The organism is Paenibacillus sp. J31P316 (genome assembly GCF_056269105.1).
The window spans coordinates 105,886-119,519 of the sequence record NZ_JBWDNI010000014.1 but is presented as its reverse complement, the minus strand read 5'-3'; the positions used below and the strand labels follow the sequence as shown (position 1 = coordinate 119,519).

At 54.3% G+C, this 13,634-nt stretch carries 12 protein-coding genes; 3 read left to right on the top strand and 9 right to left on the bottom strand.

The genetic code is table 11. From position 1 onward, the window contains the following. Nucleotides 1-43: 43 nt before the first annotated feature. From AC0YNU_RS26160 to AC0YNU_RS26140, 5 genes are all read right to left on the bottom strand, one after another. Nucleotides 44-496 (bottom strand): helix-turn-helix domain-containing protein, encoded by a 453-nt coding sequence (locus AC0YNU_RS26160; RefSeq protein ID WP_475761745.1) that lies wholly within the window; start codon nucleotides 494-496, stop codon nucleotides 44-46. A gap of 1,169 nt (nucleotides 497-1,665) precedes the next feature. Continuing rightward, nucleotides 1,666-2,073 (bottom strand): hypothetical protein, encoded by a 408-nt coding sequence (locus AC0YNU_RS26155; RefSeq protein ID WP_475761743.1) that lies wholly within the window; start codon nucleotides 2,071-2,073, stop codon nucleotides 1,666-1,668. 55 nt (nucleotides 2,074-2,128) lie between these two features. Further along, the gene (locus AC0YNU_RS26150; protein WP_475761741.1) at nucleotides 2,129-3,334 is read right to left on the bottom strand and encodes a ParM/StbA family protein; all 1,206 of its coding nucleotides are present in this window, start codon (nucleotides 3,332-3,334) and stop codon (nucleotides 2,129-2,131) included. 281 nt (nucleotides 3,335-3,615) lie between these two features. Continuing rightward, complete coding sequence (locus AC0YNU_RS26145) at nucleotides 3,616-5,484, bottom strand: ABC transporter ATP-binding protein (RefSeq protein ID WP_475761739.1); 1,869 nt, start codon at nucleotides 5,482-5,484, stop codon at nucleotides 3,616-3,618. Continuing rightward, nucleotides 5,474-7,222, bottom strand: coding sequence for an ABC transporter ATP-binding protein (locus tag AC0YNU_RS26140; protein ID WP_475761737.1), 1,749 nt, complete (start codon nucleotides 7,220-7,222; stop codon nucleotides 5,474-5,476). Before AC0YNU_RS26140 ends, AC0YNU_RS26145 begins: the two co-directional genes overlap by 11 nt. A 224-nt stretch (nucleotides 7,223-7,446) precedes the next feature. Between AC0YNU_RS26140 and AC0YNU_RS26135 the strand changes: the two genes are divergently transcribed. Both AC0YNU_RS26135 and AC0YNU_RS26130 read left to right on the top strand, forming a co-directional pair. Then, entirely contained in the window at nucleotides 7,447-8,376 is a 930-nt protein-coding gene (locus AC0YNU_RS26135; protein ID WP_475761735.1) for a phosphodiester glycosidase family protein, read from the top strand. Between the two features lie 20 nt (nucleotides 8,377-8,396). Continuing rightward, complete coding sequence (locus AC0YNU_RS26130; RefSeq protein ID WP_475761733.1) at nucleotides 8,397-9,407, top strand: GtrA family protein; 1,011 nt, start codon at nucleotides 8,397-8,399, stop codon at nucleotides 9,405-9,407. A 66-nt stretch (nucleotides 9,408-9,473) separates the two neighbouring features. On the opposite strand, the gene AC0YNU_RS26125 is transcribed toward AC0YNU_RS26130, so the two are convergent. Continuing rightward, nucleotides 9,474-10,127 carry an MBL fold metallo-hydrolase gene (locus AC0YNU_RS26125; RefSeq protein WP_475761731.1) on the bottom strand — a complete coding sequence of 218 codons (654 nt, stop codon included), beginning with the start codon at nucleotides 10,125-10,127 and terminating at the stop codon, nucleotides 9,474-9,476. Nucleotides 10,128-10,157: 30 nt separating this feature from the next. Continuing rightward, nucleotides 10,158-11,369: a multidrug efflux MFS transporter gene (locus AC0YNU_RS26120; protein WP_475761729.1), complete on the bottom strand. Its 1,212-nt coding sequence runs from the start codon at nucleotides 11,367-11,369 to the stop codon at nucleotides 10,158-10,160. Between the two features lie 142 nt (nucleotides 11,370-11,511). Between AC0YNU_RS26120 and AC0YNU_RS26115 the strand changes: the two genes are divergently transcribed. Continuing rightward, a complete protein-coding gene (locus AC0YNU_RS26115; protein ID WP_475761727.1) occupies nucleotides 11,512-12,120 on the top strand; it encodes a TetR/AcrR family transcriptional regulator in 609 nt (202 codons plus the stop codon). Between the two features lie 130 nt (nucleotides 12,121-12,250). On the opposite strand, the gene AC0YNU_RS26110 is transcribed toward AC0YNU_RS26115, so the two are convergent. Together AC0YNU_RS26110 and AC0YNU_RS26105 are read right to left on the bottom strand one after the other, a co-directional pair. After that, entirely contained in the window at nucleotides 12,251-12,748 is a 498-nt protein-coding gene (locus AC0YNU_RS26110) for a DUF2798 domain-containing protein (RefSeq protein WP_475761725.1), read from the bottom strand. A 167-nt stretch (nucleotides 12,749-12,915) separates the two neighbouring features. After that, on the bottom strand, nucleotides 12,916-13,446 hold the full coding sequence (locus tag AC0YNU_RS26105) for a hypothetical protein (RefSeq protein WP_475761723.1): 531 nt from the start codon (nucleotides 13,444-13,446) through the stop codon (nucleotides 12,916-12,918). Nucleotides 13,447-13,634: the final 188 nt, after the last annotated feature.

Below are 13,634 nucleotides of genomic sequence, written 5' to 3'. Positions count from 1 at the left end.
AGCCTTTTGTATGTGCGCGGATCGACGTCGCAGCAGCCAAGCTTCACTCTTCTTTGTACTTTTCCTTCACGATGCCGGAGCCGATCCCTGCGCCGACCATAAGAATCAACGGGCCTGCGTTCCAAATCCATCTAGCGCCAGCGAATGCAATATCGGCATCCGCAAATTTATTAAGCAAAATGATGCCGATTTTCGCCACCAGCAGCACCACGCCTAACATTACCAACACATCGAACATCAGTTTCAGCTTGGGATACGCCAATTGCTTGCCGTCCTGGATGACTTTCTTGGTCAATTCCTCATCACTCCTCAATAGCTCATCAATGGTGACGCCGAAGAGATCGCTCACTTTAATAATGATTTCAATGCTCGGGTAATTCTGATTGTTCTCCCACTTGGACACGGACTGCCGGCTGACGAACAGCTTCTCGGCTAATTCCTCCTGCGACCAGCCTTTGTTCTTTCTCTCGCTCTTCAGCTTCTCTCCAAAGATCATCTCGGAATCCCCTTCCTTCTCGCTACACCAACATTGTTGTTAGAATGACCGCCAAAAGTAAAGCTACCTTTAGTTACGTATCCCCGCAACCTTAGGTTGCCGGCGCGTCAACGCACGGGGGGAGCCGCTTTGCGGCGTCCAATCAGCAAGACCGAACCTGTATTACGGTTGTGGAAGCACGATAAAAAGCCTCCCCGTATCATGGAGTGGCTTTGACTTGATCGCGTAAATTGAATGAGCTGCATGTTGAATGAGCCGTTAATTTATTCGCCGTGACTGCATGTTTCCATGCGCCGGTTGGCTATGGCGTATGAGGCTACTTTAGTGCTGCTATTTTAGTGCTGAGGCTACTTTAGAGGTGCTTGATGCTTATCGGCGATTATTTGTGTTACTTAGTATCACTCGGTATTACTTGGTATTACGAAGTAATAATAAGGAATACTCAGTAATACTTAATCATCCTTAGTAACTCTTAGTAACACTTAGTAGTATTTAGTAATTCTTGAAGTACTCCGTGCTGCATCTTCATGTTACTTAGTGTTACTCGGCGATACTTGGGATGACAACGCTGGCAAAATCGTATTGCCGGACAATACCGAAAACGGCCCGATGCAACGCTCTCGGCTCGGGCTATCGGAATCATGGCCCCCAAAGTGGTTTATTAAAATAACTGCGAATATGCACTTATTTTTATGTGATGTGGCTCATACGAGAAAATAACTGCGAATATGCACTTATTTCTTGGAATTTAATCGAATTAGGAAGAAATGAATTGAAATAACTGCATATTTACATCTATTTTGCTCTAACGATTGATTTCGGGTGAAATAGCTGCATATTTGCAGTTATTTTCATACCTTCATACTTTCGGAATCGTCTCGATGGCCAAGTCGCGCATACGGTGCACCTCTTGATCCATTTTCGCATGTGTACGGCAAATAGAAACAGGTCATGGTCGGCTACATCTCCCCCGAACATACCAAAAGAACCCTGGACGCCGCTTACGGAAAACGGGATCCAGGGTTCTTCACGTTACTGCGTTACCTACTGTTCGCTCGCCTGTAACGCTTACGGTTAGCTATTGAGCGAACTGTCGACCGGCCACATGCGTCAAACCGTGCCTCCGAATCTTCAAGGGGACCCAAGCCGAGAGCCGTATAGCGTCCGGTCTAGCTCCACGCCTCGATATCCTCATCGTCGATTTCTTCCGCGGCAGGCTCGGGGGAAGAATCGCACTCAGCCTCTTCCGCCTCCAGCTCCGCATCCTCTTCCAGCTCCGCTCCCGCTTCCTCTTCGGCGCCAGCCGCAAGCTCCTGCCGCGCCTCTGCTGCAAATGGGCGGCTATCGGATGCATCGGATGCCGCCCGGGCGCCCGACCCATCCTGCAAGCCCGATCGTTCCATCGGGATATACGTCTGTAAATTACGGATGCCATGCAGCTTGATTTCGTTCTCCACCAAATAACGGAGGGAATCCATCAGGTTCGTTTGCGCGTTCAACCACGCCATCACTTGCGGATCCTCCGTCTTCTTCGTCTTCAGGCTAATATTGCCGCCCGGGAGCTTGGTCTTCTTCATTAGCATCATCACCTGCCGGTTCCATAGAACTTATATCCCTGCTTCGCCATGCGCCTTACGCCGGCTGCTCCACGTCGGCTTTATGCTTCAGCGCCTCGAAGATTTTGCCGCGTACGAAAGCATCGAGTCCTGCCGCGTTCAGCTCGACGGCGTAATCGGCCGGAATATAAAGCAGCTTGATTTCCCGTTCGTCGCAAAGGGCCTTCAAGTAGGGATACAGCACGGTGCGCATGAGAATGCTGCCGCCTCCGTATACGCAGACGAGGTCAATCTCATTGCGGGCTTTGGTCAGCTGCTTCTTCACATGCTGCACGATCTGCTTCACTTGGCTCTCCAGCGGCCGGCGCAAGGTTTTGAGCGCTCTGGCATGGTACTTGTGCTTCGGATTCTTGAGCACGTCGCTGAAGAACTGCCTTGGGCTGTCCGGCAGATGAATCAGCCGATTGAACTCCTGCAGCGCCTCTTCGATGGCATACCCCGCTCCGTGATGACTGCCATGAACGAATTGCCGCAGGAAGCGATTTCCCTCCGTAATCGGGTATTCCGTCGAGCCGTCTCCGATATCGACATGCAGGATGCGTTTATCCTTGAAATAGCTGCCGTTAAACTTCTTCTCGATCCCGTACGATGCCGAAAATTCGGCGAAAATGTCGCCTTCCCTCCAGTTCCCGGCCGCATCCTTCTGCAGCGTGAAAATAACCGGCGTCGCTTCGGGGACGACCTTCACGAACTGAAAGACGATCTTCACCGCTACGCGTTGGATGCCCAGATGCACGGTGACGTGATGCGAGCCGGAGGTAAACCGCTTCTCGAACTTGGCCGAACTCTCATCCGTATGCTGCGTGACGGGCAGGGCGGTCGCCATATCCACCTCGACGTCGATTTGAGGCGGGATTTGCTTCTCCTCCTCGTACGCCTTCTGCACGGCCACCGCGGCAATCTGAGCCAGCGTATTCACGATCGGCAGGTCCATATCGCTCTTCGAATCGATGCCGATCTGGATATTATCAATGATTTCGCCGCTTTCCAGCGCGAACTTGCCGACATAATACATCCCCGGCCTTGCCGCGGGCGAATCCACCGTGACGACAAGATGGTCCTGCAGCTGTTTTACGAACCCTTCCGGCGCCTGCTCTTCCCGCCATGGGAGCTCGTCCACCGGGCAATTCACATTGGGCTGCTGAATCAATCTGCCGTCTATCACCAGGTCATGCTCGCTGTTACCGTTATCGTTACCTACGAAGAAATGATAGTTCATCATTGCCTTCCTCCTGGAATTCGATTTTTGGTCAAGCCTTAGAGCCGCCAACGCACGTCACAACAACAAAAGCATTCCGTAGTATTACTTTGCCATACGAAGTGTTAGCAGGCATCATGCCAGAGTCCCACGCAACATTAGTTCTCTCTCATCTGAACTTGTCGGAACATGCATGTCCGCCGCCGGGGCAATCCGACACAACCGAACAAAAAGAGACCATCCGCGGGGGATCGTCTCCACTGTCTGCATCTCTTCATGTCATGTCTACCACGTCATTTAAGCCGTTAACTTGCATTCCCCTGTACAAATTGGTTCCGGTACAGGTTCGAATAGAAGCCTCTTCTCTCCAACAGCTCGTCATGCGAGCCTTCTTCCACGACCTCCCCGTCGTTGATGACGACGATCTTATCCGCCTCAATGATCGTGCTGAGCCGATGGGCGATCACGAAGCTCGTTCTGCCTTTCATCAGCGCCTTCATCGCTTCTTGGATATGAAGCTCCGTTCTCGTATCGACGCTGCTTGTCGCCTCGTCCAGAATGAGAATCGAAGGATTCGCCAGCACGGCTCGGGCAATGGTCAGCAGCTGTCTCTGGCCTTGACTTAGATTGCCGCCTTCGGCGCTTAAGTGCGAATCGTATCCGTACGGCAGCTTCCGGATGAACGTATCGGCATTCGCCACGCAGGCCGCCGCTTCCACCTCCTGATCCGTGGCCTCCAACCGGCCGTAACGGATATTCTCCCGAATCGTCCCGGAGAAGACATGGGCATCCTGCAGCACCAGACCGATTTGCCTGCGCAGCTCCTGCTTGCCCAGCTCCTGAATGTCTCTCCCATCGATGAGGATCCGCCCGGACTGGATGTCGTAGAATCGCGTCAGCAAATTAATGATCGTCGTCTTCCCCGCGCCCGTCGGCCCTACCAGCGCGATCATCTGACCCGCCTCCGCATGCAGAGACAGATTCTTGAGCACCGGCACATCCGGCTTATAACCGAAATGGACATGATCGAACCGGACCTCTCCCCGGATCGGGGAATTCGAGACAACGTCTGCCTCATCCAGCTGCTCCGGCTGCATATCCAACACCTCGAACACGCGCTCCGCGCCGGCAATGGCGGACTGAAGCATATTATATTGGTTGGCCAGCTGATTGATGGGTTGGCTGAACAAGTTCGAATAATTCAGGAAGCTGATGATCACGCCGATCGTAATCATGTCATGGTAGGCGAAGAAGCCGCCGGAGACGGCAATGACGACGAAGCTCAGATTGCGCATCGCGTTCATGAGAGGTCCCATCGAGCCGGAGAAGCTTTGGGCTTTCACGCCGATGGTCCGCAGTTTCTCGTTCATCTCGCGGAATCGTTCAACGGACTGCGCTTCCCTGCCGAACACCTTCACGACCTTCAAGCCCGAGATGTTCTCCTGAACGAAGCCGTTCACTTCCCCTAGACGCTTCTGCTGTTCCGAAAAATACTGACGGGTGTACTTCGTGATTCTCGTCGTGATATAAGCGATGACGGGCACCGTCAGCATCGTCACGAGCGTCATCCACAGGCTCAGGCTGAGCATCATGACCACGCTGCCCACCAGCATCAAGACGCTGGAGATCAGTTGAACCACCGTTTGGTTCAACGTATTGGACACATTGGAGATATCGTTGGTTGCCCGGCTCATCAGCTCGCCGTGCGTCCGCCCGTCGAAGAACGGAATCGGCAGCCGCTGGTAATGGTTGAACAGATCCTGCCGCATGTCGCGAACGGTATTCTGGGCCAAGCTCGAAGCCATGTATTGCTGGATCCACGTGCAAACGGCCGCAAGCAAATACACGCCCATTAATAGCATGCCCATGCGCACAAATCCGGCCCAACGATGCGGAATGATATAGTCGTCGATCGTCTTGCCGATCAGATAAGGCCCGAGTAGGGTGAAGCAGGACGTCAGCGCCGTAAACGCAACCACGACCATTAAAGCGCGGCGCTGCAGCTTGAGATATATCCATATTCTTCGCAGCGTGCCTTTGGCATCCTTCGACCTGACCTTCGGAGCGCCCCCTTGGTGAGGACCCGGGCCATTCCGAAAGCCCATTTGGGCAAAATCCGCCGCGGCCGGTTTCTCACTCGCATTAGCGTGATTCGAATGCTTGCTATCGGACATAAGACGTCGCCTCCTGTCTGCCGAATTGGGAGCGATAAATATCTTGATACACGTCGCAAGTCTCCAACAACGCTTCATGAGTTCCATTGCCGACAATAGCGCCTTCGTCGATCACGACGATCTTCTGGGCGTCCATGACGGATGTGATGCGCTGCGCGATCAAGAACGTAATCGTGTCTTTCATTACGCCCTGGAGCGCGGTCCGCAGCTCTCTCTCGGTTCCAAGATCGAGCGCGCTCGTGCTGTCATCCATAATCAGGATCGGCGGCTTCATTAACAGCGCCCTTGCAATCGAGATTCGCTGTTTCTGTCCCCCGGACAAATTGACGCCTTTCTGACCGAGTCTCGTGTCATACCCTTCAGGCAGCTTGGCGATAAAATCATGCGCCTGCGCGATCTTGGCGACCGCCTCGATCTCCTCTTGCGTCGCGTCTGTTTTGCCGAAAGCGATATTGTCCCGAATGGAGCCGGTGAATAGAAAGGTATCCTGGAGAATCATCCCCACGCTGCACCTTAGCTCGGCAAGCGGGATGTTACGAATATCCTTCCCGTCGATCTGAATCGAACCGGCCGTGACATCGTACAGCCTCGGAATCAATTGAACGAGCGAGGATTTCCCGGACCCCGTAGCCCCGATGATGGCGATCGTCTCCCCGTGGCAAGCTTCGATATGAATCCCCCGGATCACCAGGTCCTTGGCATTAGCCGAACCGGTGTACGAGAACGCCACGTCTTGAAACCTCACCTGCCTGGCCGGAATCGGTTCGGCCTTCTCTTGCCGCGCGTTTTCGATCGTTGCCTGGGTGTTCAGCACCTCATGGATGCGCTTGGCGGAGACGTTGGCCTGGGCAACGTTCATCAGCAGACCGCTCACCATCAGCAAGGAAGAGAGCACCTGCACCACATAGTTGACGAATGCGACCAGATCCCCCACCTGAACCGTGTCATTCCACACGAGATTGCCGCCATAGAGCAGAATGACCACCAAGCACAAATTCATAATGAAAGTCACGATCGGGGAGTTGAGCGCAATGAAGCGCGCCGCGCGAATCGAGATGTGCGTGTAGTCCTCATTGACCTCTTGGAACCGCTTCGTCTCGTGCTTGGATCGGACGAAAGCTTTCACCACCCGAATGCCGGCCAAATTCTCCTCGATCCTGGTATTCACGGCATCAAGCTTGGTCTGAATGCTTGCGAATAAAGGAGAAGAGAATCGGATGAGTACGGCGAGCACCGCAACGAGAACGACCAGCGTACCGAGCAAAATCAGACCGAGCTGCAGATTCATGAGCAGTGCCATCACCACGCTGCCGATGAGCAGGCTGGGCGCTCGCACGAGACCTTGAAGCGCGATCTGCAGCAGGTTCTGCACTTGCACCACGTCGTTCGTCATCCGCGTAATGAGCGACCCTGCCTTAAAATGGTCTTTATTCTCGAACGAGAAGGTTTGCACCTTCGTAAACAGCGCCTCCCGGATGTCGGCGCCGAAATTTTGCGAGGCGCGGCTGGCGAATAAATTGCAGCCCACGCCGGTGACGAGCGAGAGCAGCGTCACTCCAAGCATAATGAGTCCCGTATGCTCGATCATCGCGAAATCGCGCTTCACGACGCCGAGATTCACAATATCGGCGGCTAACCGGGGCTGGAGTAAATCGAAAAACACTTCGAAGATCATGAAGAGCGGGCCGAGAATAATGAATATCCAGTACGGCTTCATATAGGTTTTCAATCCCCACATGCAGATGTTTTCCTCCTTTGCATACATTTGTATACAAATTAATGTATACAAATGTATGCATGGTGTCAAAGAAAAATTACGCCTTCGCTCCGGTCAGCCTTCCACCCCTCCGGTTATCTCTTCGTCCTCCGTCCTGCTTCCTTCATCTTCTCGATCACAATTAAGTTTCGCTAAAGGTAGCCGCTCTAAGATAAAGGCAAGAACCGCACGAAGGAGTGATACCCATGTTCCGCCGACGAAAGAAAACCAAGATTATCGCCATCATAGCCTTGTTCCTGCTGATCGTCGCCGCGATCCTGTATCGGCTGGCCGATCGTTATCTGATCGAGCATGTCGAGGTCGTCGTCGCCCCGAGCACCCCCGCCGCCCAAGAGGCATCCGCGGCACCGTCCAGCGCCCAATCGGACGATTGGAATTATGAAGATGACAACCAAACGATTCGGATCAAGCAGGTGCAGACCGGATCCGGATCGGATACGATCACGTATTTCGTGGCTGATGTGACATTCGACAAAAACAGCAATCTATCGACCGCTTTCGCCAAGAATGCTTTCGGGACAAATATCATCGAGGACACCTCGACGATCGCGGCCAACAACAACGCCGTGTTCGCGATTAACGGCGATTACTACGGCTTCCGCAATGACGGCGTCGTCATACGCAACGGCACCGTTTACCGCGACGATCCTGCGCGAGACGGCTTGGCTCTGCTCGAGAACGGCACGCTTCAGCCCTATAACGAAGAGGAGACCTCTTCGGACGCGCTGCTTGCCGAAGGCGTGACGGACACCTTCTCCTTTGGTCCAATTCTGATCAATAACGGCAAAATCGCCAGCGATTTCAGCAGTGTGCGAATCGACAAAAACTTCGGCAATCATTCGATCCAAGCCGCCAATCCGCGCACGGGTATCGGGATGATTGCGCCGAATCACTTTCTGTTTATCGTGGTCGACGGGAGGAAGAGCGGCTACAGCCGGGGCATGACGCTGACCGAGTTCGCGAACCTATTCCATGAGCTGGGGGCCACAGAGGCCTATAATCTAGACGGCGGCGGCTCGTCCACGATGTATTTCATGGGCAGAGTGGTGAACGATCCGCTGGGCCGAGGCAATGAGCGGGGCGTCAGCGATATTATCTACATTCCCAAAACCTAAAAAAGAGGGAGGCTAACAGCATGACGATCATTATCCCCTCCTACGAGCCGGACGAGCGGTTAATCGGACTCATTCACAAGTTGAAGGAAGTGAGCGATACTTCGATCCTTGTCGTGGACGACGGCAGCGGCGAAGACTATCGGGGTATTTTCGATTCGGCCGAGCAAGCAGGCTGCACGGTGCTGACGCATCGGATCAACCAGGGCAAGGGCAGTGCGCTCAAGACAGGATTTGACTATATAAGGCAGCATGGCAGAGGCGAAGGGGTCGTCTGCGCGGACAGCGACGGACAGCATCTGCCGAGCGATATCCTGCGGATTACGGACGCCGTTCGCGAGCACCGAGGTCACATCGTGCTGGGGAGCAGGCAATTCACGGGCAAAGTCCCCTTGCGCAGCCGCTTCGGCAACTCCGCTACGCGGATGGCGTACACGCTGGCGACGGGCAAGCCCATTCAAGATACGCAGACCGGCTTGCGGGGCTATTCTTCCGATATGCTGGACTGGTTGTGCCGGGTTCCAGGCGATCGCTTCGAGTATGAGATGAACATGCTGCTCGAGGCTCGGCATGCCGGATACGAACTGGTGGAGGTGCCGATCGACACGGTGTACCTGGACGACAATAAGTCTTCTCACTTTCGTCCGCTCGCCGATTCCGCCCGCGTCTATTTTCCGTTCCTGAAGTTCTGCACTTCTTCGGGGTTCGCCGCCTGCTTGGACTTCGTGCTGCTGTTCCTGCTGCAGTGGATGACCTCGAATCTGCTCGCGGCCGTCATCGGAGCACGCGTATGCAGCTCGATCTTCAATTACGCGATGAATCGCAGATTCGTGTTTACGCATGCGGGAGGAGCCGCGATTCGCAAGTCACTGCCCCGATACTTCTCGCTCGTGATCGTTATCCTCGTGTTGAATTACGGGATCATGCACTTCTTTCACGAGAACATCGGTCTTCCGCTCATCGCGGCCAAGCTCCTGACGGAAGGCATCTTATTCTTGTTCAGTTACGGGGCGCAGCGCCGATTCGTCTATTGACGACGAGCGCCGAACAGCACGCAAGGCATCCTTCGGCCAGGATGCCTTGCGTGCTTGTTTGTGTATTTAATGATACTGCATCGTAACGACACCCGCATATTGGGTCAGGCTTTCCCTGGATAAATTCAGAAGCTGCACATTGGGCGTCGTCCGCGTGCCGGCCGCCGTCAGGAACGGATCCGCCTTCGCGAAGATGATTCTTCCGAGAAGGCCCAGCGCCTTCGTGCTGTAATGCATCGGAATCGCCACGGTCGCCTCCAGCTGCCGCATAACGTGAGCGGCCTCCGCTCCATCCAGTGTCATCCTCCCGCCTACGGGAACGATGAGCACGTCCGTCCTGCCGATCGCTTCGACTTGTTCCGCCGTTAGCAAGTGCCCCAAGTCTCCGCAATGGCAGATCGTCAGACCGTCGATTTGGAAACGGAAAACAATATTCGGCCCCCGCTTCTTCCCGTTCACCTTGTCGTGGAACGTCTTGAACCCGCTGATCCGCACGTCGCCGCGGCTGTATTCCTTCGGCTCGTTCACGAGCAAGTAATCGCCCGATGCCGCTTTAATTTTATTGTGATCGCTATGATTATGCGTGACGACGACGATATCCGATTCCACCGGAACCGGCATCCGATAGCCGAGAAACTTATAGTAGGGATCGATGAGAATCCTCATTCCGGCATCCGAAGTGAGAAGAAATGAAGAGTGACCAAACCATTTGATCTGCATGCATGCAGCGCTCCTTCTCCTTCGTTTGAGTTAGTGGGCGATATTCGCCGTTTGGCGGCTTTGCAGCTTCTTGAACACTTTCTGATACACCCATACCGCGTTCGCCAACAGCAGCACGCCCGTCACGATAAATACGTACCGGCTGCCGAACCAATCCGCTACCTCGCCTCCGAGGATCGCTCCTCCGAAGACGCCCAGGTAACCGGCCGACATCGTGAAGCCGAACACCCGGCCAGTGATGGCAGGCGGCGTAATTTTCTTGATCATGATATTGACGGCAGGGGTCAGTCCCGCCGATGTAAGCCCCAATAAGAACCGAAGCGCCATTAACTGCCAGGGACTCGTCACGAAAGCTTGCGGAATGAAAATAATGCCGGCCGCTATGAGGGCGATCAACATCACTTTATGCGCGCCTATCCGGTCGGACAGCTTGCCAAGCCGCGGGGCGGCTACGATATTCGCAAGTCCGGAAGCCGAGAACGTGATGCCCGCGATCAGCGCGACATGACTGAGATTGCGGGACAGCTGGGTAATATAGACGGTAATGATCGGCTCCACCGAATACAGGGCCACCGTCAAGACGAAGAACGTCACGAACATCGTAATCGTCAAGCTTTTCTCGGGCAGCAATGCCCAGATTTCCTTGGCGCCTTGAACCTGCTTCGTTTGTCGCGTGAACGATTCCTGGACGAATAGCGCCGTCGTCAGGAAGGCGATCAGCATCAGCGCCCCCGTGATGAAGAATACGTTTTGCATGCCGAAATTCTCTTCCACGAATCCGCCGACCATCGGTCCGAGCAGCGCGCCCGCGATGCTTGCCGTCGACAGCGTGCCCAGCGCATAGCCTGCGTGCTCCTTATCGGTCTGCGTCGCGATCAACGTCGTGCAGGCCGTACCGTATCCGGTGATGATGCCCTGTACGAATCTTAGCGCGATCAGCACGTACACATGATGGGCGAAGCCCATGCAGCCGATCACGATTGCCATCCCGAGACTGGCCCGCAGCAGCATCGGCTTGCGCCCGAATCGGTCTGCTGCCGCTCCCCAGATCGGGGAGAATATCGCCGAGATGATGAAGGTCACGCCGAACGCGATACCGGACAATTCTGCTATCGATCCCGAATCCTGAACGCCAAGATGCTTAATAAACAGCGGCAATACGGGCGCGATCTGACTCATGCCAATGCCGGTCACGAACATGCCGAACCAGCAGACGATTAAATTTCTTTTCCATATCGGCACGGATAAAGCCTTCTTTCCGCATAGGTTGTACCCGCCTATATCGTATGCTACAATCAAGCGGAGACGTCTCCACTTGATGATAAACGGAGACATCTCCGCTTGTCAAGGCGTTGACTTCGCATGCAAGGAAGTGAGCTTATTCATGTTTGATTCGCAGACACCCCCGCCCCGTTCCGAACGCCGCGATGCCGCGGAGAACCGCCAGCGCATCCTGGATGCGGCGCTTCGGCTGTTCGAGCAGCATGGCGTGGAACAGGTCAGTATGAACCAAATCGCCGCGGAAGCGCAGATCGGTCCGGGCACGCTGTACCGCCGTTACCGCAACAAAAGCGAATTATGCACGGACTTGATGAAGGAGAACATCATTCTCCTCTTCGATAATATCGAAGCGTACTTGAACGACAACCGGACGGAAGCGCCTATCGGCCGCCTAAAGGGCATTCTTAACTTGTTCCTCGGCTTCCGGGAGAAGAAGTCCCAGCTGCTTGCGGGCGTCGAGGAATCCACGCCCGCCAACCGGTCGCGGTCGCGCACCCATGGCCCGCTCTATCTCGAGCTGCATCAACTGCTGGTCGATCTGTTCGACGAGATGGCCGTTCAGGGGAAACCGCAGCCGAACAGCGTCTTCAAGGCCGATATGCTCTTGATGGCGATGAGCAGCGACTCGTACTCGTTCCAACGCACGGAGCGCGGCTATTCGCCCGAGTCGTTTCTGGAGCAGATCTGTCTGACGTTCGATTTGAACCTTTGATCCTCGCTCAAACTGATCAAACCGCACAAACCGCTCAAAAAAGCGCCGATCTAAGATGATCACTCTCATCTAGATTGGCGCTTTCTTAGCGTCCTGCTCCATCACGAAGCATAGCGGTTCATAGTTGCGACTATCCAACTCGCAGCTTATTGTCTTGGGCATCATGCAGCTTGACCATCACATAACGGGCAAAGGGTTGAATGGCGATCGCTTCGGCAATCAATGCGACCAGGAAATTCCTAGGCCAGCTCGATAGGAAGTGACGGCCGATGGCATCGTGAAATCCATTGCCAATAATATCGCCGATCAGCGTCATGCAGATCGACATGCCGATGACCGTGAACAAGATGCGGAACATGATTCGCGCATTGAAGCTGTCCGTAGGCGCCGTGAATGCTGCAGCCAGCTTTTCCGCCAGCCGTCCGATCAAGACGGGCTCGATCACCATCACGATGACCCAAATAATCGGCAATGCCTTCACAATTTCCTTGGCGACATTCGAATTGAACTCCCCTGCCGACAGCATGATATTCAATGACGTCATCAGCAATACGGTCAACGTACATATAATCGCGCCGTACAACAATCCTTCTTTTCCGTTTCTAGGCAGCCTGGCTTCCGTGTTCATGGTGTCGTCCTCTCCGGGTGTTCCCTTAAGTCTGTGTGAAGTATAGCAAAATCGCAAAACGCGGTGTAAGTGACAATTTCTTGTCTTTCGCCAATATTGCGATAGCATCAAAAAAAGAGATGACCCCCTGGTTGCGGGAATCATCTCCAACCGTTCCACACGGCCTGCTACACCGACCAATATCGAATTAAACCTAGCACCGCGAAGACAAACAGCGACGTGCCGGAGCCGATTCCCGTAATCGCGCTGCTTGCTACCCGAAGCAGGGGCGCCACGATCATCGCGAGGATGGAGACCAGCACCAGCAGTCCGGCCAGCACGTACAAGCTCGGATCGTCGAAGACGTTGACCAGTCCGATAAAATGGATGCCGACGATGAACGTGATCCAAGGCGCGACGTATTCTTTTGCCTTATTGCGAATGAATACGTACGCCCCTATACCGGCCACGATAAACTCCGCATAGACGGTGATGATATAGACGGTGAGCGACGAATCGTCCGATAAGGCCGAGGGTTCATTCCAATTGTTGATGCTTAAATACACGCCCAGCAGGCAAACGAGAAGCGCACAGCCGGAAGCGATCCCGAGATAGAGGCGCCAACTGTCCCTCGGCCTCTCCTGCGCCCACCCGAACCAGCTGAAGCTGAACATGCCGAACACCGCCGCATACATCGTATAATCACGAATATAGTCCATGATTCGCCCCCTGTAACGAATTCGCGCTGCCCGCATGCCAACGGGAGACACAATAACACCCATTTCCTTCCTGTCTTATCACCGATCATAGCATGATTGGCACCTGCTCGCATCGGTCTCGCCGGATCGGACACCGTACCTGCACATAAAAAGGGCCGCCAGCAAGGGCGCCCTTATCCAATCTTTTA